The organism is Blautia stercoris (assembly GCF_054657695.1).
This window is the reverse complement of sequence record NZ_BAAHYF010000001.1, coordinates 556290-577445: the sequence shown is the minus strand read 5'-3', so window position 1 is coordinate 577445 and position 21156 is coordinate 556290. Positions and strand designations below refer to the sequence as shown.

The window sequence follows — 21156 nt, the reverse complement described above, 5'->3', positions numbered from 1 at the left end:
TTTTTGTTTTAGACATAAAATTCTTTTGCGTTTAGTAAAATTCAGATGAAAAATAATTAAGTTCGTGTTATAATATAAACTTAATGAAAGCATTACTATAGAATGTTTTAAGACAGGAAAAGAGGTTAAGGGGTAAAGTATGGGGACGGAAGAGAACTTACTTAGCAGGATGAATACACAGTATCATAAATTTAGCAAAGGTCAGAAAAAATTAGTATCGTATATTACGGACAATTATGATAAGGCTGCTTTTTTTACGGCTGCAAAGTTAGGAGAAACGGTTGGAGTAAGTGAGTCAACAGTCGTTCGTTTCGCAATTCATTTAGGATATAAAGGATATCCGGAGTTTCAAAAGGCACTGGAAGAGTTGGTGCGGAACAAGTTAAATTCAATTCAGAGAATGGAAGTGACTTATGGAAGAGTTCCACAGTCTGAAATTTTAGATACGGTACTTCGAGCCGATATTGAAAAAATCAAGCTGACAATGGAAAATATAGACCATAATGCGTTTGAACTTGCAGTGGAGACCATTCTTGAGGCAAAGAGTATTTATATTGTAGGAATCCGCAGTTGTGCACCACTGGCAAGCTTTTTGGGATTTTATTTTAATTTATTATTTGATAATGTACATTTGATGCATACAAACAGTTCAAGTGAATTGTTTGAACAGATGATTCACATCAGCAAGGACGATGTGATTATTGGAATTAGTTTTCCAAGGTATTCGATGCGTACATTAAAAGCGCTTGAGTTTGCAAATAATAGAAATGCAAAAGTAATTACATTGACAGACAGCATTCATTCACCAATGAACTTATATTCTTCTTGTAACTTGATTGCGAGAAGTGATATGGCGTCAATTGTAGATTCACTTGTTGCACCTTTGAGTGTGATTAATGCGTTAGTAGTCGCACTTTGTATGCGCAAACAAAAAGAGGTGACTGCTACGTTAGAAGATTTGGAAAAAATTTGGGATGAATATCAGGTGTATAATAATGATGAAATTAATCTTGCGGATGGGAAAGAAATTGAAATTCGTAATCCGGATGAGTTAGAAGATTAAAAGGAGTGTTTCATGACAAAAATAGCAATCATCGGTGGCGGTGCTGCCGGAATGTATGCTTCTGTTTTTCTTGCCGAAAAGGGACACGAAGTACATGTATTTGAAAAGAATGAAAAACTTGGAAAAAAATTATTTATTACGGGAAAGGGTCGGTGCAATGTAACCAATGACTGTGATGAAGAAACATTTTTTTCCAGTGTGATTACCAATTCAAAATTTTTGTATAGTTCTTATTATGGATGTACAAGTCAAAATGTAATGGATTTCTTTACCTCAATTGGGGTAAAACTAAAGACAGAACGTGGAAACCGGGTATTTCCGGCTTCAGACCATTCTTCAGATATTATTCGGGCATTAGAACATAAAATGAGAGAGACAAAGGTTCAGGTTCATCTAAGAACAGAGGTAACCGATATTTTATCTGAAGAGAACTGTATCAAATATGTGGTGACTGCAAAGGGAAAAGAAGCCTTTGATAAAGTAATCGTTGCAACGGGCGGATATTCTTATCAGGCGACTGGCTCGACAGGAGATGGATATCGCTTTGCAGAAAATACCGGACATAGTGTGACAAAAATCCGACCGGCATTAGTTCCACTAGAGGTAAAGGAAGATTATATCACAAAACTTCAGGGACTGGCTTTAAAAAATGTACAGCTGACCATCAAAGACCAGAAAAAGAAATTGTATGAAGAGTTTGGAGAGTTGTTGTTTACTCATTTTGGAGTGTCGGGTCCGCTTGTTTTGACAGCAAGTTCAAAGATTGGAAAACAGCTTGAAAAAAAAGGCAGTCTTTTAGCTGAAATTGATTTAAAGCCGGCAGTTTCAAAAGAACAGCTCGATGCAAGAATTTTAAGAGAGTTTGAAACAGTTAAGAATAAGCAGTTTAAAAACGCAATTGGAGGTCTGTTTCCGGCAAAATTAGAACCGGTTATGATAGAAATTTCTAAGATTTCGCCGGAAAAAAAGGTCAATGAAATTACAAAAGAAGAAAGAAGAAGATTTATTGATCTAATCAAAGCATTTCCATTTACGATTACAGGAATGCGGGACTTTAATGAGGCAATTATCACACAGGGCGGAGTAAAGACAAAAGAAATAAATCCGTCTACAATGGAGTCAAAAAAAGTAAAAAATTTATATTTTATTGGAGAAGTGCTTGATTTGGATGCAGTAACAGGTGGATTTAATCTTCAGATTGCCTGGTCAACCGCTTATGCAGCAGTAAGCGCAATCTGTATGGAAGAATGAAAACAAGATTTGGTTAAGATGAAGTTAAGCTAAAGGAGAGAGAAAATGGCATTTAGTATTGCAATAGATGGACCGGCAGGGGCTGGAAAAAGTACAATCGCAAAGGAACTGGCAAAACGCCTTTCATTTGTTTATGTAGATACTGGTGCAATGTACCGTGCAATCGGATTGTATCTGCTTAGAAATCAGATTTCACCAAAAGATGAGAACTCTGTGGAAAAAGCATGTAAAGAAATTCAGATATCCATTTCTTATGAAGATGGGGTTCAGCAGGTCTTTTTAAACGGAGAAAATGTAAGCGAAGAAATTCGAAAAGAAGAAGTAGGAAATATGGCTTCGGCAGGTGCAAAGAACCGGAAAGTCCGCGAAAAACTGGTAGAGCTTCAAAGAGAACTGGCTGCTAAGGCTGATGTTGTAATGGACGGAAGAGATATTGGAACATGCGTTTTGCCAAATGCGAATGTAAAGATTTATCTGACTGCCAGTGTGCATACAAGAGCAGTGCGTCGTTATCAGGAATATCTTGCAAAAGGTGAGAAGATAACATTAGAAGAAGTGGAAAAGGACATTGAAAACAGAGATTATCAGGATATGAATCGTGCTATTTCTCCGCTTAGACAGGCAGAGGACGCAGTATTATTAGATTCTTCCGATATGGGAATTGAGGAAGTATTAGAGACAATGATTTCCGTTTATGAAAAAAGTAAATAAAAAAGAGGTTTAAAAAGTGGAAGTAAAAGTAGCAAAGACGGCGGGGTTTTGTTTTGGTGTCAAGCGGGCAGTAGAAAAAGCTTATGAGGTCGCTGAGAAAGAACAAAAAGATGTTTATACTTACGGACCGATTATTCATAATGAAGAGGTAGTAAATGATTTAGCCCAAAAAGGAGTCCATGTCATTGAAACAGAAGAGGATTTAAAAAAACTGCAAAATGGTATTGTAATTATCCGTTCCCATGGAGTTCCAAAAAGAATATATTCCCTGCTTGAAGAAAAAGAGATCGAGTATGTGGATGTTACCTGCCCGTTTGTCTTAAAAATACATCGAATTGTGGAAAGAGAAAGTAAAGCCGGACGGCATATTGTAATTATTGGAAATGAGGCACATCCTGAAGTAGAGGGAATTCGTGGTTGGTGTGAAGGAGAATCTACTGTGATAAAAACAAAAGAGCAGGCAGAAAAATTTCTGGAATCACCACCCGAAAAGGTGTGTATCGTCTCTCAGACGACATTTAATTACAAGAATTTTCAAGAATTAGTTGAAATTTTAGCCAAAAAGAGGTATGATAAACTTGTTTTAAATACAATTTGCAATGCAACTAGTGAGCGACAGGCCGAAGCTGCAGAAATTGCAAAGACAGTAGACGCCATGGTTGTCATTGGAGGCAGGCATAGCTCAAACACACAAAAGCTGTATGAGATATGCAGTGGCGAATGTAAAAACACCTACTATATACAGACACTTGCTGACTTGGATTCTGATAGTTTTCAATCCATTCAATGTGTTGGTATTACAGCCGGGGCGTCAACCCCAAATAAAATAATTGAGGAGGTTTCAAAACATGTCAGAATTAAGTTTTGAACAGATGTTAGACGAATCATTTAAAACAATCAGAAACGGAGAGGTAGTGGAAGGTACTGTCATCGGCGTAAAAGAAGATGAAATCATCTTAAATATCGGATACAAAGCAGATGGTATTATTTCAAGAAATGAATATTCAAACGATTCCAATCTTGACCTTACTACAGTTGTATCTGTAGGTGACACAATGGAAGCAAAAGTCCTCAAAGTAAATGATGGAGAAGGTCAGGTTCTTCTTACTTACAAGAGACTGGCTGCTGAAAAAGGAAATAAGAGACTGGAAGAAGCTTTTGAAAATAAAGAAGTATTAACAGCAAAAGTAACTCAGGTATTAGATGGCGGTTTAAGCGTACTGGTAGAAGATACAAGAGTATTTATTCCGGCAAGCCTCGTATCTGATTCTTATGAAAAAGATTTAACAAAATATCAGGACCAGGAAATTGAATTTGTAATCACAGAATTTAATCCAAGACGTCGTCGTATTATTGGTGACCGTAAACAGCTTTTAGTTGCTAAAAAAGCAGAAATGCAGAAAGAACTGTTTGCAAGAATCAAACCGGGCGATGTTGTAGAAGGAACAATCAAAAATGTAACAGACTTTGGTGCATTCATCGATTTAGGTGGAGCAGATGGTCTTCTTCATATTTCTGAAATGTCCTGGGGCAGAGTAGAAAATCCGAAGAAAGTATTCAAAGCCGGAGATCCAATCAAAGTATTAATCAAAGATATCAACGGAGATAAAATTGCTCTCAGCCTTAAATTTGAAGACCAGAATCCTTGGTTACATGCAGCTGAAAAATATGCAGCTGGTAATGTAGTAGAAGGAAAAATTGCACGTATGACAGATTTTGGTGCATTTATCGAGTTAGAACCGGGTGTAGATGCATTGCTTCATGTATCTCAGATTTCCAGAGCACATGTTGAAAAACCATCTGATGTACTTTCTGTAGGACAGGTTGTAACTGCAAAAGTTGTAGACTTCAACGGAGAAGAAAAGAAAATCAGCCTGAGCATGAAAGTATTAGAACCGGCAGTAGAAGAGACAGCAGAAACAACAGAAGAATAATAAAATAATAAAAATGTAACAACGAGAAAAAAACGGCTGCTTAGAGGCAGTCGTTTTTTATTTTTCTATTTCTTTGGAAGATTTTTTAAAAATTCTCTTAAAAATTCCTGCTGCATTTCGGGTGAAGCAGAAAATTCTGAAGTCCACTGAATATAAATTTCTTTACTCTCATAATCGGTCTTAAATTGAGAAAGATTTGGATTACCATAAGCACGCAGAAAAAATCCGGAAATCTTTTTATAGCAGTTGGAAGCTTTTGCCTTTTGACGGCAGGACGAATCGACATAAGAAGCAATGGATTTATGAACCGCTTCATCCTCAAGAGGAAGATAATAATAATTTTTATAATTTTTGTAGAAGTATCTTAATGTTCCAGATAAAAGAGGCAGTTTTAATTTTCCCGTATGCCCGGAGAAAGTGAGAGAGAACATTTCTAAGTGATAAGAAAAATCAGTCGGAAGAACAGATGGCAGTGAAAATTGAAATAAAATATCTGTGCGGATATCGCCATTTAAAGTTGTGCTTTTTAAAATATGACTTTGAATGAATTCAAATTTACCATTTAGGACAGCTTTTAAAATATCAAGAGAGAGCAGATGGAACATTCCTTCTATATCATCATGGTTATGAAGGAGAAGCAGGTTTTGATCCTCTTTTTTATGCAGAGAAGCAAAGGAATGAAAGACCTGAATTAATTGTTTTCCGTCCATGGTATCAAGTCTTTGATAATGGCAGAGAGGTTCCAGTGTTCTCTGTTTAAAATCAGAAACCGGAAGTAAAAATGAAATTGGACGCAGAGTCCGATATAAATCGATAGATTTCATTGAAAGAAGAGGGGATGAAACCTGATATTGTGTGGACTTATGAAGTAAATATGGGATATCAAAAGTAGTTCCATTAAAATGAATCAGACAGTCACGGTCTGAGCAAAGCTTATAAAAGGACTGTAAAAGTGCTGTCTCTTCTTCGGAAGTTTCATGTTCAGCCAGAAATTGATAAAGTTTGAACGAAGTTTTTTCAAAGACTGCAGCTCCAATTAGGTAAAGATGACTGGTTTTATGGCTTAATCCAGTCGTTTCAATATCGAAAAATAGAGTTCGTTCTTTTGAAATGGAATTTTTTTGGAAAAAATGATCTATGCAATTATAATAAAAATTTGAATAAAAACTAGCTATTGTTAACATATTAACAAACATCCTTTCGATATGTACTAAAAATAATACGAAAAATTTACTAAATTTTATAGAGAAATTACAAAAAAAATGTTATATTATTATAAGAGAGCAAAAAGGAGGTAATATGGAAGTTAAAATTGCGGGAGTCTCTTTGTATTATATCATAAACTGGTTTTTTATCTACAGCTTTCTGGGATGGGTGTGGGAATCCTGTTACGTGTCCGCAAAAGCAAAAAAGATAATAAACAGAGGTTTTATAAATGGTCCATTGTGTACCATTTATGGGTTCGGAGCAATCAGTGTATATTTAATCTTGAAAGATTTTGACGAAAATATACTGATTTTGTATTTCGGTGGAGTGATTGTTGCAACGGTGTTAGAGTACATAACAGGCTGGCTGATGGAAGCGATTTTTCATACCCGATGGTGGGATTACAGTAAAAAGCCATTTAATCTTCAGGGATATATCTGTCTGGGGTCATCCATTGCCTGGGGTGCATTTACGGTGTTACTGTTTTATGTATTTCAGCCGTTTGTGGAATGGATTACAGGACTTTATCCTGTGTCTGTGGGAAAAGTTGGAATTTCCATTGTAAGTGTGTTATATGCAGTTGACTTTGGAAGTTCTGCAGTAACAGCGTTCAATTTAAGCAAAGCCTTTGGAAAAGTGGAAGATATGCTGGAGGATTTAAGTGGTTATCTTCATACAACCAAATTATATGAGACAAAAGAGGAAGTTCGTGAGAAACTGGATGAATTACGTGTGATAAATGCATCAGAACTGGCAGAGCGCATTGCAGAGAAGAAAGCAGAATTTTCATCACAGCTTGAGAAAAAACAGCTGCAATTGCCGGAAACTTATGAAGGAATGCGTGCAGAACTGGAAAAACGCATGGATGAATTTAAAGAAAAATATATCACGATTCGTAAAGAGACCAATCCTGTTAGAAAACGTATGATACAGGCGTATCCCGGATTGAAGACTGAATTCAGACATCATTTAGAAAGAAAGTCTGGAAAAAGACATGAAAAACGAATTTCAAAGTAAAGGAGGAACTATATATGGCGTTTTTAACCTTTAGGGGTGGAGTACATCCTTATGACGGAAAAGAACTGTCAAAAGAAAAACCCATAACGGACTATGCTCCGGGAAAAGAGCTGGTTTATCCATTATCCCAGCACATTGGTGCTCCGGCAAAACCGGTCGTTAAGAAAGGAGACCATGTTTTGGCGGGACAGATGATTGCGGAGGCGGGCGGATTTGTATCTGCACCGATTCATGCATCTGTTTCAGGAACAGTGACTGGAATTAAAAAAATTCTCAATAATATGGGAAGCAAAGTAGATGCGATTATTATTGAAAATGATGAGCAATATGAAAGTGTACCGGATCAGGTGACGGAGTCTCTTGATTCACTTTCAAAAGAAGAAGTTTTAAATAAAATCCGCGAGGGCGGAGTAGTTGGTATGGGTGGAGCAGGTTTTCCGACTCATGTAAAGCTTTCTCCAAAAGAGCCGGATAAAATTGAATATGTACTGGTAAATGGAGCCGAATGTGAACCATATCTGACTTCTGATTACCGCCGTATGATGGATTATCCAGATGAAGTAATCGGTGGCTTGAAATGCATGTTGAAATTATTTGATAATGCAAAAGGCTGTATCTGTATCGAGGATAATAAGCCGGATTGTATTGCAAAGATGACAGAGTTAGTAAAAGATGAACCGAGAATTGAAGTAAAAACATTAAAAACAAAATACCCGCAGGGTGCAGAGCGTTGTCTGATTTATGCAGTGACAGACAGAGAGATTAACTCTTCTATGCTTCCGGCAGACGCAGGATGTGTGGTAGATAATGTCGATACGGTATGTGCTGTTTATCGTGCAGTTATGTTTGGACGTCCGGTTACTGAAAAAATCGTAACAGTAACCGGTGATGGAATCGCAAATCCGCAGAATTTCCGTGTAAAAATCGGAACCAGTTTTGCGGATCTGATTGAAGCGGCAGGCGGATTAAACGAGCCGGTAGAAAAGGTTATCTCTGGTGGTCCGATGATGGGATTTGCCATGTATGACTACCATGTTCCGATTGTAAAAACTTCTTCTGCTATTTTATGTTTAAAGAAAGATGAAGTAACAGCAGTAGAAGCAACAGCGTGCATTAACTGTGGTCGTTGTGTCAGTGCGTGTCCGGCAAGACTGGTACCGTCAAGACTGGCGACTTATTCAGAACATGGACAGGAAGAACAGTTTGTAAAACATAATGGACTGGAATGTGTAGAATGTGGATGTTGTAGTTTTGTCTGTCCGGCAAAACGTCATCTGACTCAGTCTGTACGTTCTATGAGAAAGATGGTTCTTGCAAACCGTAAAAAGGCAAAATAGGAGGAGAAAAAGATGAGTGATTTTCTGCATGTATCATCTTCGCCTCATGTAAGGTCGAAGGTGAGCACGGACGGCATAATGAAAACAGTATTACTTGCATTGCTGCCTACCACATTATTTGGAATTTATAATTTTGGTTTGCATGCACTGCTTTTAATTCTGGTTTGTATGGCGACCTGCGTGGCAACAGAAGCCGTTTATGAAAAAATTGTAAATAAAAAAAGTACAATAAAGGATTGCAGTGCACTGGTAACCGGTTTGTTGCTGGCTCTGAATCTTCCACCAAAAGCTCCGTGGTGGATTGCCGTTGTAGGTGGTATTTTTGCTATCTTAATTGTAAAACAGCTCTTTGGAGGTCTGGGACAGAACTTTATGAACCCGGCGCTTGCAGCAAGATGTTTTCTGTTAATTTCCTTTACCGGAAGAATGACAGATTTTACGGTACCGGATGGCGCATTTGGAAAAGTGGTAGATACGGTATCTGGTGCAACTCCACTGGCAGCGGTAAAAGCCGGTGAAAGTGTAAATCTGATGAGCCTGTTTATCGGTAATACAAAAGGTACAATCGGTGAGACATCCGCACTCGCAATTTTAATTGGTGCAGCAATCCTGCTTGCAACAAAAGTAATTGATTTGCGTGTTCCGCTTACTTACATTGGAACATTTGCAGTTTTTGCACTGTTATTTGGCGGACATGGATTTAGCATCAGCTATCTTGCAGCAGAGCTGTTTGGTGGTGGCTTGATGTTAGGTGCATGGTTTATGGCAACAGATTATGTTACCACCCCAATTACGAAAAACGGACAGCTGGTTTATGGTGTGTGTCTGGGTATCTTTACCGGAATTTTCCGTATTTTTGGCGGTTCAGCAGAAGGAGTTTCTTATGCGATTATCTTCTGTAACCTGTTAGTACCGTTGATTGAAAGAGTAACTATGCCGGTTGCTTTTGGAAAAGGAGGTAAGAAATCATGAAAAAAGATTCGATTGTAAGAGATACGTTGATTCTTACCGTAATCACATTGATTGCAGGTCTGCTTCTTGGACTGGTTTACCAGATTACAAAAGAGCCGATTGCACAGCAGGAAGAAAGTGCAAAAACAGAAGCATATAAAGCCGTTTTTGCAGAAGCAGATTCCTTTGAGCCAATTGTGGAAGCAGAAGATGCTGACCTTTCCGCTTATCTGGAACAGAATGGTTTTTCCCAGAGTATTAATGAGATCATGGAAGCAAAAGATGCGAGTGGAGAAGTGTTAGGTTATGCAATTAATATTACGACTCCGGAAGGATATGGCGGAGATATCACTTTTTCACTGGGTGTTAAAAATGATGGAACGTTAAATGGAATTGAAATTTTAAGCATCAGTGAAACTGCCGGTCTTGGTATGAATGCAACAAAAGATGACTTTAAAAACCAGTTTAAAGACAAAAAAGCGGAAGAATTTAAAGTGACAAAGACCGGTGCACAGTCCGAAGATGAAATTGATGCATTAAGTGGTGCGACCATTACTTCAAGAGCAATGGTTGGAGGCGTAAACGCAGGTCTTTGCGCATTTCGATATGTAGAGGAGGGAGAATAGGATGAAACAGAATACACCTGTTGAGCGTTTGTATAACGGTATCATAAAGGAAAATCCTACCTTTGTCCTGGTACTTGGTATGTGTCCGACACTTGCGGTTACAACAGCAGCTATCAATGGTATCGGCATGGGACTTACAACTACGGTAGTACTTATGATGTCGAACTTATTTATATCACTTCTTAGAAATGTAATTCCGGATAAGGTACGTATGCCGGCTTATATTGTTATTGTTGCATCTTTTGTTACAATGGTTCAGCTTTTACTTCAGGGTTTTATTCCATCTTTGTATGATGCACTTGGAATTTACATTCCTCTGATTGTAGTAAACTGTATTATCTTAGGAAGGGCAGAAGCTTATGCTTCTAAAAATCCTCCGATTCCATCTTTATTTGATGGTATGGGAATGGGACTTGGATTTACCTTATCCATTACAATTCTTGCAGCGTTCCGTGAATTAATCGGAGCTGGAACCGTATTTGGAGTTCAGGTAATGCCGAAGGCTTACGAACCGGCAACCATTTTTATTTTAGCACCGGGAGCATTCTTTGTGCTTGCATTTTTGGCAGCGATTCGTGCAAAATTACAGGATAAGAAACCCGAAGGAGAAAGACACGAAATCCATTGCATGGAAGGTGCTTGTGCTTCCTGTGGTAATAAATCCTGTCATAAACAGTAAAGGAGGAAAGGCGCAATGAAAGAATTACTTATTATCGGAATCAGCGCAGCGATTGTAAATAATGTCGTGCTGAGCCAGTTCCTTGGACTGTGCCCTTTCTTCGGCGTATCCAAGAAAATAGAAACAGCAGCAGGTATGGGCGGAGCAGTTATCTTCGTTATTACCTTATCATCTTTTGTGACAAGTTTGATTTATAAATACATACTGGCAAATCCGCATGTTAATATGCAGTTTTTACAGACTATCGTATTTATTCTTGTAATTGCAGCTTTAGTACAGTTTGTAGAAATGTTTCTTAAGAAATCTATGCCGGCACTCTATCAGAGTCTGGGTGTATATCTTCCATTAATTACAACAAACTGTGCGGTACTTGGTGTTGCAGTTATCAACGTACAGAAAGAGTATAATGTACTTCAGGGAACGGTAAATGGTTTTGCAACTGCTCTTGGTTTTACAATTTCAATTGTACTGATGGCAGGACTTCGAGAAAAAATGGAATACAACGATGTACCAAAATATTTCCAGGGATTCCCGATTGTATTATTGACAGCCGGTTTAATGGCCATTGCATTCTTTGGCTTTTCTGGCGTAATCTAAGGAGGCACGGAGTATGATTACAGGTATTGTAATTGCAGCAGTTTTAGTAGGTGGCGTGGGCCTCTTTATCGGAGTGTTCCTTGGACTGGCCGGAAAGAAATTTGCTGTAGAAGTAGATGAAAAAGAAGTTGCGGTAAGAGAACAGCTTCCTGGAAATAACTGTGGCGGATGTGGTTACCCAGGATGTGATGGTCTTGCAGCGGCAATTGCAAAAGGAGAAGCTCCGGTCAATGCATGTCCGGTCGGCGGAGCACCGGTTGCAGCGAAAATAGCGGCTGTAATGGGAGAAGAAGTAGGAGAAACCGTTCGTACAAGTGCGTTTGTAAAATGTCTTGGAGATTGTGAAAAAACGACTTCTCTTTATGAATATGCAGGTGAAGAAGATTGTAAAATGGCAGCTTTGATGCAGAGCGGTGGTAAAAAATCCTGTGGATTTGGCTGTCTTGGTTATGGAAACTGTGTGAAAGTGTGTCCGTTTGATGCAATTCATATCATAAATGGGATTGCAAAAGTGGATCAGGAAAAATGTAAATCCTGCGGAAAATGTGTTGCAGAGTGTCCGAAACATCTGATTGAAATCATCCCTTATGGACAGCATCAGGTTGGATGCAGTTCCAAGGAAAAAGGAAAAGAGGTCATGGGAGCATGTAAAGTGGGCTGTATCGGATGTAAGAAATGTGAAAAAGAATGTCCGGCAGGAGCAATCACAGTTACAGATAATGTAGCTCATATTGATAAAGAAAAATGTACGAATTGCGGTAAATGCAAAGAAGTATGTCCTAGAAAAGTAATTGCATAAAATGAGTCCAAAGAGCCAAAATGCGAACATATATTTGCATTTTGGCTCTCTTTATGTTAGAATGGAAAAATGAAAATAAATAAAAAAGATATGATATTAATTGGAGGAGTATTACTGCTCGCTTTGATTTTCTGGTTGATTCCTTTTATAAATCAGAAGAAAGATTCTCTTCAAAAAGAAGAACAGCAGGGGATGCTCAAAATTACGGTGGATGGAAAACAGTATGGTACATATTCACTTTCAAAAAACCGGACAATAGAAATCAATGATACAAATATCTGCGAAATAAAGGATGGAAAGGTGACAATGACAGAAGCAGACTGTCCGGACAAGTTATGTATTCATCAAAAAGCGATTTCTACAAAGGGAGGAACAATAGTGTGTCTGCCAAACAAAGTGGTATTGGAAATCGAGAGCAGTGAAAAACCAGATAGTATTACTTATTAAGAAAAATAAGATATTGGAATTTAGAGAGAATGAATGAGATAATAATAAAAAAGACAGCATATTTAGGCATATTTTCTGCAATTGCAATTATATTTGGCTATGTAGAATCTTTATTTCCTCTTGGAATCCCTGGAGTGAAACTGGGGCTTGCAAATCTTGTAATTGTTTTTTTGCTTTATTTATATGGGGTAAAAGAAGCTGTTGCGGTTTCCTTTGTGCGTATTCTGGTCATTGGTTTTTTGTTTGGAAATCTGTTTTCTATATTATTTAGCCTTGCAGGCGCAGTGGTGAGTCTTGGACTTATGGTGATTTTAAAAAAGACAAAATGGTTCTCTGTAGTTGGAGTCAGTGTTGCCGGAGGTGTCTCACATAATATTGCTCAGATTATTGTAGCGTCTTTTGTTGTAGGAAATTTAAATCTGTTTTGGTATCTTCCGGTACTATTGGTATCTGGTGTTATAGCAGGATTTTTGATGGGAACGTTAGCAACGGAAGTATTAAATAGAATACAGCTTAAAAAGGACAGAACGGGAAAGGACAGAATATGATTGCTTATATAAAAGGTGAAGTTGCCTGGATAGAAGAAGAACGAATCGTTTTAGAGTCTGGGAATATTGGATATAATATTATGATGCCGGCATCTTCTTTTGATACACAAGATTTAGTGGGAAAAGAAGTTAAGATTTATACGCATTTGAATGTAAGGGAAGATGCAATGCAGTTGTATGGATTTTTGAATTTAGATGAATTAAAAACTTTTCGTCTGCTGTTAGGAGTCAATGGAATCGGTCCGAAAGCAGCACTTGGGATTTTATCGGGCCTTACGACAGATGAACTTCGTTTTGCTGTGCTTTCAGATGATGTAAAAACAATTTCAAAAGCACCTGGAATTGGAAAGAAGACGGCACAGAAATTAATTTTAGAATTAAAAGATAAAATTGATTTGGAAGAGGTATTTGAGACAAAACAGGAGCATGCCAGAGAAACAGAAGGAAAGATGGAAAGTAAAGAAGAGAATGCTGCAAAAAAAGATGCAGTCGATGCATTGACAGCGCTTGGATATTCGAGTACAGAAGCACTGCGTGCAGTCCGTCAGACCGGGGTGACACCGGATATGGATGTGGAAACAATTTTGAAATTAGCGTTAAAAAATATGAATTTGTAGTGGGAAAAGAAGATGGAAAGAAGAATCATAACAACAGATGTGATAGAAGAGGACTTAAAGACAGAGGGAAATCTTCGACCACAGCTCTTAGTCGATTATATTGGTCAGGAAAAAGCAAAAGAAAATCTGAAAGTTTATATCGAGGCTGCAAAACAGAGAAATGATGCATTGGACCATGTTCTTTTTTATGGTCCTCCAGGACTTGGAAAGACAACGCTTGCCGGGATTATTGCAAATGAAATGGGAGTTCATTTAAAAGTAACAAGTGGTCCGGCGATTGAAAAACCAGGAGAAATGGCAGCAATTTTGAATAATCTTCAGGAACATGATGTATTGTTTGTCGATGAAATTCACCGGTTAAACCGGCAGGTAGAAGAAGTCTTATATCCTGCTATGGAAGATTATGCCATTGATATTATGATTGGAAAGGGAACTTCTGCAAGGTCGATTCGTCTGGAACTTCCAAAATTTACGCTGGTGGGAGCAACAACCCGTGCCGGAATGTTGACTGCACCGCTTCGTGACCGTTTTGGAGTGGTACATCATCTTGAATACTATACAGAAAATGAATTAAAAACAATTATTATCCGTTCTGCAAAAGTGCTTGGAGTAGAGATTGATGAAGAAGGTGCTATGGAGATGGCAAGACGATCAAGAGGAACTCCACGTTTGGCAAATCGGCTGCTAAAGAGAGTGAGAGATTTTGCACAGGTGCGTTATGATGGAAAAATCACAAAAGAAGTTGCGGATTTTGCATTGAATTTATTAGAAGTAGACCGATATGGATTAGACCAGATTGACCGTAGAATTTTAAGTACGATTATGGTACAGTTTTCAGGAGGACCGGTCGGACTTGATACACTTGCAGCGGCAATCGGAGAAGATTCCGGAACAATTGAGGATGTATATGAACCATATCTGATTAAAAATGGTTTTCTTGTGCGAACACCGAGAGGTCGTGTAGCAGGCGATTTTGCTTATGAACATTTGGGGATTGACAGAAAATCTTAAATAAGAGCCAAAAGAAAAGGTTGTTTTTCTCTGTATTTCGATTATAATAGACAGTGAAAGAATAAGCAAAAGAAAAATCGGGAGGACCCTATATGGCAGTGAAAAATACAACGCAGGTTTTGATCGGAGGTAAGATAATGACCTTAAGTGGTTATGAAAGCGAAGAATACCTGCAGAAGGTTGCATATTACATAAATAATAAAATGACCGAGCTGGGTCAGCTTCCAGGTTACAGCCGTCAGTCTCTTGAAACCAAACATACGCTGTTGGATTTAAATGTTGCAGATGATTATTTTAAGGCAAAACGTCAGGCAGAATTGTTTGAAGAAGAACTGGAAACAAAAGACAGAGAAAGCTATGAATTAAAACATGATTTGATTACGTCTCAGGTTCGGCTGGAAAATGCAGAAAAAGAAATTGCATTAAAAATGGAACAAATGGAAAAATTACAAAAGAAGATAGAAGAGTTGGAAAAGGAACTTGGCGGGCGTCTTAAAAAATAAGCAGCTGCAAAAGATTCCGAAATTGAGAGGGCGCGCTTCGAAAGAGGGACACGCCCTTTTTCTGTCATAAAATCTATAGTGGAAAGTTGATTTGAGTCAGTTAAGCGGATGTTTGGCTTGTAATTCATTTTTGGGCTTGATTTGGTTAAATGATTAAAAGTTGAATGACAGGAAAGAATCGGAAAATAAGAAAGGAATGAAAATTTTTATGAAATCAGAGTTACTGGCACCTGCCGGTTCGATAGAAGGAATGAGAGCTGCAATAGCAGCCGGAGCGGATGCCGTTTATATGGGAGGAGAGTTATTTGGGGCAAGAGCTTACGCAAATAATCCCGAGGAGGAAGGATTAAAAGAAGCCATTGATTATGTGCATCTCCACAAAAAGAAACTGTATCTGACCGTAAATACGTTGTTAAAAAATAAAGAATTAAAAACACAGCTTTATGATTATATTGCACCTTTTTATGAACAGGGATTGGATGCAGTGATTGTTCAGGATTTTGGGGTACTTACTTTTTTAAAAAAAGAATTTCCCAAACTGCCTTTACATGCAAGTACACAGATGGCAGTTACCGGAGCAGAAGGAGCAAGACTGTTAAAAGAATTTGGAGTTTCAAGAGTCGTAACAGCAAGGGAACTTTCACTTTCGGAGATAAAAGAAATCTATGAGCAGACAGGAGTAGAAATTGAAAGTTTTATTCATGGAGCTTTGTGTTACAGCTATTCAGGAATGTGTCTGTTTTCAAGTATGTTAGGGGGAAGAAGCGGAAATCGTGGGCGCTGTGCCCAGCCCTGCCGACTGCCTTATAAGGTGGAATGTTATGGAAAAAAAACAGGCAGCCAAAAAGAGGAATATCCGTTAAGCCTGAAAGATATGTGTACGATCGAACTGCTTCCTGAAATTTTAAATGCGGGAGTGTACTCTCTTAAGATAGAGGGGCGTATGAAAAAACCGGAGTATGCAGCAGGAGTGACCCGAATTTATCGAAAATATCTGGATTTATATGAGAGAAATCCGGCATCCTATCATGTAGAAAAAAGTGATTTTGAAGAATTACTGGAACTGTATCAAAGAGATGGATTTAGTCAGGGATATTATAGACAGCACAATGGAAGAAATATGGTGGCACTTGAAAATTTAAAACAGCAGAAGAAGGAAAAAGGAATATGTCAAAGAGATGAAGCACTTTTTCATATATTAAAGAAAGAATACACAGAAAAAAAACTTCAGGAAAGAATAAATGGAACCTTAATGCTGTATACGGGAGCACCGGCAATTTTAGATTTGGAATATGATAAGATTCGGGTGTCGGTCGAGGGTGATAGACTCGAGATAGCGCAAAATCAGGCACTGACACAAGAACGCATCAGAAAACAAATGATGAAAACCGGAAATACACCGTTTTATTTTGAAAATCTGGAAATTCAGACAGATGAACAGGGATTTCTTCCGATGCAAAGTTTGAATGAGCTGAGAAGAAAAGGGCTTTCTTTGCTAGAAGAGCAATATCTTAACAGCTTTAGACGTACGCTTCCTGAAAAAACAGGAGAGCAGAACAACAATTATGCAGAATCAAAATTATCAGAGTTAGAAACTTCAGAAGAAATTTATTATTATGCATCAGTTGAAACCAGGGAACAGTTGTCTGCGGTACTCGAGCGTCCAGAAATAGCGGGAGTTTATTTTGACAGTACATTGGTATGGGAAAACTCAGCAGAGCAGAAATTAGACCAGATAGTCGAATGGATTCATAAAAAGAAAAAAGAAGCCTATCTGATGCTTCCTTATATCTTAAGAAAAGAGAAAACAGCCCAGATAAGAAAATTAATTGAGTATAGTGCAAAACAGCTGGAAGGATTTTTGATTCGTAATGTAGAAGAACTGGGGCTGCTTGAAGAACTGGGACTTTTAAATCAGGCAGTCTGTGATTTTAGTCTTTATACGATGAATGATGAGTCGAAATGCTTTTTTGACAAAAAGGGAGTCAAAAGAACCACGATTCCTCTTGAATTAAATGAGAGCGAAATCAAAAAGCGAGAGAACAGTGACAGCGAAATGATTATTTATGGATATTATCCGATGATGATTTCGGCACAGTGTTTAAAAAAGACCTGTGAACGTTGTGAAAAGAAGACAGATATTGTAACGTTGACAGACCGATACAAGAGCAGATTCCGGACAAAAACCGTCTGTGATTTTTGTTATAATGTGATTTATAACAGTATTCCTACCGGTTTTCTTCAGGAAGAAGAAAAGATAAAAAAACTTGGAATAAAAAATCTGAGAATCAGTCTGACAACAGAGAGAAAACAGGAGTCAAAAGAACTGCTTGAGTTGTTTCTTGGAGTTTACAAAAATAAAAAAAACGTGCCGAAAAATGTTTTAGAATTTACAAAGGGACATTTTAAGCGTGGAGTAGAGTAGGTGAAAATTTGATTAATTTGATTGTTACACTTTCTAAATATTTACTTTTGATTTTAATTGCACTTTATACTTTAGAGAGTTTTATTGTTTTTGGATATCGTTATGAGGAAGATAAGAGATATATCTTGAAGAAACAGCTGATGCTTATCTTTTTCATGGATTTTATGGCATTTCTTGTAATTTTTTTGAAAAAGCAGGAATTGGAAATTATTTATTTTTTTATAGTACAGTTATTGTATTTTATTGCGGTTCAGATTTTATATCGGATTTTTTATAAAAATTCATCTCTGCTTTTACTGAATCATACCTGTATGTTACTGTCAATTGGTTTTATTATGTTGGCGAGACTGGATATGGAATCAGCAGTGCGTCAGTTTGAGATTGTAGTTATTGCCACAATCATTGCGATGGTGATACCGGTTATGATTCATAAATTCCGGTTCTTAAATAAATGGACCTGGTTTTATGCGGTGGTAGGACTTTTGCTCTTGCTTACTGTGCTGGTGCTTGGAAAAAATGTAAATGGAGCAAAAATCAATATTTCCTTTGGGGGATTTGCGTTTCAGCCATCTGAATTTGTGAAGATTATCTTTGTGTTTTTTGTAGCATGCAGATTGTATAAGAAAAATATGGAGTTTCGGGATCATGTGATTACAACAGCAATCGCAGCGGTTTATGTGTTGATTTTAGTGTTATCAAGAGACTTGGGAAGTGCGGTTGTATTTTTTATTACTTATGTGGTAATGCTTTATGTAGCGACAAAAAAACCGCTTTATCTGTTTGCGGGACTGGGATCTGGTTCTCTTGCAGCAGTAGTAGCATACTTTTTATTCAGCCATGTAAGGCAAAGGGTGATTGCCTGGAAAGACCCGTTTTCTGTTTATCAAAGTTCCGGTTATCAGATTGTTCAGGGGTTATTTGCAATCGGAACAGGAGGATGGTTTGGAATGGGGCTTTGCCAGGGCTCACCGAATATGATTCCGTTTGTAAAACAGGACTATATGTTTGCGGCAATTTGTGAAGAATTGGGTGGATTGTTTGCAATGTGTCTGATTTTAATCTGTATGAGCCTGTTTGTTTTAGTAGTGAATATCTCACTACAGATTAAACGACCGTTTTATAAATTGATTGCCCTTGGACTTGGAACAGAATATGCATTTCAGGTGTTTTTGACAATTGGAGGTGTAACAAAGTTTATTCCAATGACAGGAATTACACTTCCGTTAGTCAGCTATGGTGGAAGCTCTGTTCTTAGTACGATTATTATGTTGGCAATTATTCAGGGATTGTATATTTTAAGAGAAGATGAGGATGATGAACTTGAGAGACAGAAGAGACGAGCAGCGCAGATGGCAAGACGAGAAGCGCAGAGAACAGCAGGCGAAGCTCACAGAAAGAAGAGCACGAGAGGCTAAGAAAATACGAAATCGAGAATATACGATAGTAAGTTACTTTTTTGTTTGTATTTTTATTTCATTGGTTGTCTATATGGTATATTTTGAATTGGAAAAAAAAGACAGTATTATCAACAGTCCGTATAATACAAGACAGGATCAGTTTGAAGACCGTGTTGTGCGGGGAAGTATTTTATCGGCAGATGGACAGACGCTTGCGTATACACAGGTCAATGAAGATGAGACAGAGACAAGAATTTATCCGTTTAATAATCTGTTTGCACACATTGTCGGATATGATTCAAATGGAAAAAACGGACTGGAATCTCTGGCAAACTTTGAGCTGATGACATCTCATGACGGCTATGTCAAGCAGGTCAAAAATGAAATGCAGGAGACAAAGAATCAGGGAGATAATGTGGTAACAACCTTAAACACTTCTCTTCAGCAGACAGCTTATGATGCGCTGGGAGACAATCAGGGAGCAGTTGTTGTGATGGATCCGAAAAGTGGAGCAGTGCTGGCTATGGTAAGTAAGCCGGATTTCAATCCGAACACCGTTTCACAGGATTGGGATTATCTGACCAGTGATTCTTCAAACAGCAGTTTGTTAAATCGTGCAACACAGGGAGCTTATCCGCCAGGGTCAGTTTTTAAAATTGTGACAACACTTGCTTATCTTAGAAGTGAAAATGGAAATCTGGATAATTTTACTTATACCTGTGATGGAAGTATTACTGTAGATGATCATACTATCAGTTGCTATGATGGAGAAGAACACGGAACGGAAGACTTTGAAACAGCGTTTGCAGAGTCCTGTAACAGTGCATTTGCAAATCTTGGTATGGAGCTTGGTGCTAAAAAACTAACGAGTGCGGCAGAAAGTCTGCTGTTTAATAAAAAGCTTCCGATTTCTATCAGTTATAACAGCAGTAAATTTGATTTAGGAGATCACCCGGGAAATCCGCTTTTAATGCAGACCTCAATCGGTCAGGGAAATACTCTGGTTTCTCCGATGCATATGGCATTAATTGTAAGTGCAATTGCAAATGATGGTGTGCTGATGAAACCATATTATATTCAGCAGGTACAAAATGTAAATGGAGATGTTGTAAGCAAGACAAAGACGTCGGAGTATAAAACACTTATGACAAAAGAGGAAGCTTCTAGATTAAAACAGTTGATGCAGGAAGTTGTAAATCGCGGAACAGCTTCGGCTTTAAGCGGAGAAAGTTATTCTGCAGCCGGAAAAACGGGCTCTGCGGAATATTATGGAAGCGATGGAAGTATTCATACACATTCCTGGTTTGTGGGAATGGCAGAAAATGACGAATCACAGCTTGTCGTTGCAGTAATTGCAGAAGGAGCAGGAACAGGAAGTTCTGTAGCAGTGCCGATTGCCCATCAGATTTTTAATCAATATTATTATTAATTCTTAATCGTAAATCCTTGCACAGGTTCTCAAAAAGAGGTATACTAAACACAATGAAACACAACGCTGACCGGGAAACGGTTTTTACAGGAGGACTTGCAAAATGGTTGAAGCAACGAGCTGTGGCGGGGTGGTAATATATCGCGGAAAGATACTGACCTTATACAAATCCTACAAACATAAATATGAAGGATGGGTATTGCCAAAAGGGACTGTAGAAGAAGGCGAAGACTATAAGGATACGGCGCTTAGAGAGGTAAAAGAAGAGTCGGGAGTGACAGCAAATATTATTAAATATGTGGGAAAAAGTCAGTATAGTTTTTGTATACCGGAGGATACGGTAGAGAAAGAGGTACATTGGTATCTGATGTCTGCGGGAAGTTATTACAGTAAACCTCAGAGAGAAGAATACTTTGTGGATTCCGGATTTTATAAATTCCATGAAGCATACCATCTGTTGCGGTTTTCAAATGAAAGACAGATTTTGGAAAAGGCTTATAATGAATACTTGGATTTAAAAAAAGCAAATCTTTGGGGAAACAGAAAGTATTTTTAGGGGAGAAGGGACTGGATTATCAGTCCCTTCTATGCTATCAGGAATATACTTT

22 protein-coding genes are annotated in these 21156 nt (G+C 38.0%); 21 read left to right on the top strand and 1 reads right to left on the bottom strand.

Going from position 1 to position 21156, the window contains the following annotated elements; translation table 11 throughout:
• Nucleotides 1–139 precede the first annotated feature (139 nt).
• The 5 genes from ACYQ2D_RS02865 to rpsA are packed head-to-tail and all read left to right on the top strand — an operon-like array spanning nucleotide 140 to nucleotide 4959.
• Entirely contained in the window at nucleotides 140–1063 is a 924-nt protein-coding gene (locus ACYQ2D_RS02865) for a MurR/RpiR family transcriptional regulator (RefSeq protein ID WP_187558008.1), read from the top strand.
• 12 nt (nucleotides 1064–1075) lie between these two features.
• Complete coding sequence (locus ACYQ2D_RS02860) at nucleotides 1076–2314, top strand: BaiN/RdsA family NAD(P)/FAD-dependent oxidoreductase (protein ID WP_022303503.1); 1239 nt, start codon at nucleotides 1076–1078, stop codon at nucleotides 2312–2314.
• 45 nt (nucleotides 2315–2359) lie between these two features.
• The gene (gene cmk / locus ACYQ2D_RS02855) at nucleotides 2360–3025 is read left to right on the top strand and encodes a (d)CMP kinase (RefSeq protein WP_459784573.1); all 666 of its coding nucleotides are present in this window, start codon (nucleotides 2360–2362) and stop codon (nucleotides 3023–3025) included.
• A gap of 16 nt (nucleotides 3026–3041) precedes the next feature.
• A complete protein-coding gene (gene ispH, locus ACYQ2D_RS02850; RefSeq protein ID WP_117456377.1) occupies nucleotides 3042–3893 on the top strand; it encodes a 4-hydroxy-3-methylbut-2-enyl diphosphate reductase in 852 nt (283 codons plus the stop codon).
• The gene (gene rpsA / locus ACYQ2D_RS02845) at nucleotides 3874–4959 is read left to right on the top strand and encodes a 30S ribosomal protein S1 (protein ID WP_022303506.1); all 1086 of its coding nucleotides are present in this window, start codon (nucleotides 3874–3876) and stop codon (nucleotides 4957–4959) included. The genes ispH and rpsA overlap by 20 nt, the downstream gene beginning before the upstream one ends.
• Before the next feature lie 65 nt (nucleotides 4960–5024).
• Here the strand turns inward: rpsA and ACYQ2D_RS02840 are convergent, their stop codons facing one another.
• Entirely contained in the window at nucleotides 5025–6143 is a 1119-nt protein-coding gene (locus ACYQ2D_RS02840; protein WP_459784571.1) for a ribonuclease H-like domain-containing protein, read from the bottom strand.
• Nucleotides 6144–6258: 115 nt separating this feature from the next.
• Here ACYQ2D_RS02840 and ACYQ2D_RS02835 point away from each other — a divergent pair, with 115 nt between their 5' ends.
• The 16 genes from ACYQ2D_RS02835 to ACYQ2D_RS02760 all read left to right on the top strand — a co-directional run bounded on the left by ACYQ2D_RS02835 (nucleotide 6259) and on the right by ACYQ2D_RS02760 (nucleotide 21104).
• Nucleotides 6259–7182 carry a putative ABC transporter permease gene (locus ACYQ2D_RS02835; protein WP_117456380.1) on the top strand — a complete coding sequence of 308 codons (924 nt, stop codon included), beginning with the start codon at nucleotides 6259–6261 and terminating at the stop codon, nucleotides 7180–7182.
• 14 nt (nucleotides 7183–7196) lie between these two features.
• Complete coding sequence (rsxC, locus tag ACYQ2D_RS02830) at nucleotides 7197–8519, top strand: electron transport complex subunit RsxC (RefSeq protein ID WP_459784570.1); 1323 nt, start codon at nucleotides 7197–7199, stop codon at nucleotides 8517–8519.
• A 12-nt stretch (nucleotides 8520–8531) separates the two neighbouring features.
• Nucleotides 8532–9491, top strand: coding sequence for an RnfABCDGE type electron transport complex subunit D (locus ACYQ2D_RS02825; protein ID WP_117456382.1), 960 nt, complete (start codon nucleotides 8532–8534; stop codon nucleotides 9489–9491).
• On the top strand, nucleotides 9488–10096 hold the full coding sequence (locus tag ACYQ2D_RS02820) for an RnfABCDGE type electron transport complex subunit G (RefSeq protein ID WP_022303511.1): 609 nt from the start codon (nucleotides 9488–9490) through the stop codon (nucleotides 10094–10096). The genes ACYQ2D_RS02825 and ACYQ2D_RS02820 overlap by 4 nt, the downstream gene beginning before the upstream one ends.
• 1 nt (nucleotide 10097) lies before the next feature.
• Nucleotides 10098–10775, top strand: a complete 678-nt coding sequence (gene rsxE, locus ACYQ2D_RS02815) for an electron transport complex subunit RsxE (protein WP_117456383.1) — start codon at nucleotides 10098–10100, stop codon at nucleotides 10773–10775.
• A gap of 15 nt (nucleotides 10776–10790) precedes the next feature.
• The gene (locus ACYQ2D_RS02810; protein WP_117456384.1) at nucleotides 10791–11372 is read left to right on the top strand and encodes an electron transport complex protein RnfA; all 582 of its coding nucleotides are present in this window, start codon (nucleotides 10791–10793) and stop codon (nucleotides 11370–11372) included.
• A 13-nt stretch (nucleotides 11373–11385) separates the two neighbouring features.
• The gene (locus ACYQ2D_RS02805; RefSeq protein ID WP_022302551.1) at nucleotides 11386–12171 is read left to right on the top strand and encodes an RnfABCDGE type electron transport complex subunit B; all 786 of its coding nucleotides are present in this window, start codon (nucleotides 11386–11388) and stop codon (nucleotides 12169–12171) included.
• 69 nt (nucleotides 12172–12240) lie between these two features.
• Nucleotides 12241–12618, top strand: coding sequence for a NusG domain II-containing protein (locus ACYQ2D_RS02800; protein WP_459784567.1), 378 nt, complete (start codon nucleotides 12241–12243; stop codon nucleotides 12616–12618).
• Nucleotides 12619–12647: 29 nt separating this feature from the next.
• Nucleotides 12648–13166, top strand: coding sequence for a Gx transporter family protein (locus ACYQ2D_RS02795; RefSeq protein WP_022302553.1), 519 nt, complete (start codon nucleotides 12648–12650; stop codon nucleotides 13164–13166).
• On the top strand, nucleotides 13163–13783 hold the full coding sequence (gene ruvA / locus ACYQ2D_RS02790; RefSeq protein WP_117456386.1) for a Holliday junction branch migration protein RuvA: 621 nt from the start codon (nucleotides 13163–13165) through the stop codon (nucleotides 13781–13783). Before ACYQ2D_RS02795 ends, ruvA begins: the two co-directional genes overlap by 4 nt.
• A gap of 12 nt (nucleotides 13784–13795) precedes the next feature.
• Nucleotides 13796–14794 (top strand): Holliday junction branch migration DNA helicase RuvB, encoded by a 999-nt coding sequence (ruvB, locus tag ACYQ2D_RS02785; RefSeq protein WP_022302555.1) that lies wholly within the window; start codon nucleotides 13796–13798, stop codon nucleotides 14792–14794.
• Between the two features lie 92 nt (nucleotides 14795–14886).
• Nucleotides 14887–15297 (top strand): cell division protein ZapA, encoded by a 411-nt coding sequence (locus ACYQ2D_RS02780; protein WP_117456387.1) that lies wholly within the window; start codon nucleotides 14887–14889, stop codon nucleotides 15295–15297.
• Nucleotides 15298–15505: 208 nt separating this feature from the next.
• The gene (locus tag ACYQ2D_RS02775) at nucleotides 15506–17722 is read left to right on the top strand and encodes a peptidase U32 family protein (protein ID WP_459784565.1); all 2217 of its coding nucleotides are present in this window, start codon (nucleotides 15506–15508) and stop codon (nucleotides 17720–17722) included.
• An 8-nt stretch (nucleotides 17723–17730) separates the two neighbouring features.
• On the top strand, nucleotides 17731–19137 hold the full coding sequence (locus ACYQ2D_RS02770) for an FtsW/RodA/SpoVE family cell cycle protein (RefSeq protein ID WP_117456389.1): 1407 nt from the start codon (nucleotides 17731–17733) through the stop codon (nucleotides 19135–19137).
• Complete coding sequence (locus tag ACYQ2D_RS02765) at nucleotides 19034–20548, top strand: peptidoglycan D,D-transpeptidase FtsI family protein (RefSeq protein WP_459784564.1); 1515 nt, start codon at nucleotides 19034–19036, stop codon at nucleotides 20546–20548. Before ACYQ2D_RS02770 ends, ACYQ2D_RS02765 begins: the two co-directional genes overlap by 104 nt.
• A 103-nt stretch (nucleotides 20549–20651) precedes the next feature.
• Nucleotides 20652–21104: an NUDIX hydrolase gene (locus ACYQ2D_RS02760; protein WP_022304350.1), complete on the top strand. Its 453-nt coding sequence runs from the start codon at nucleotides 20652–20654 to the stop codon at nucleotides 21102–21104.
• Nucleotides 21105–21156: the final 52 nt, after the last annotated feature.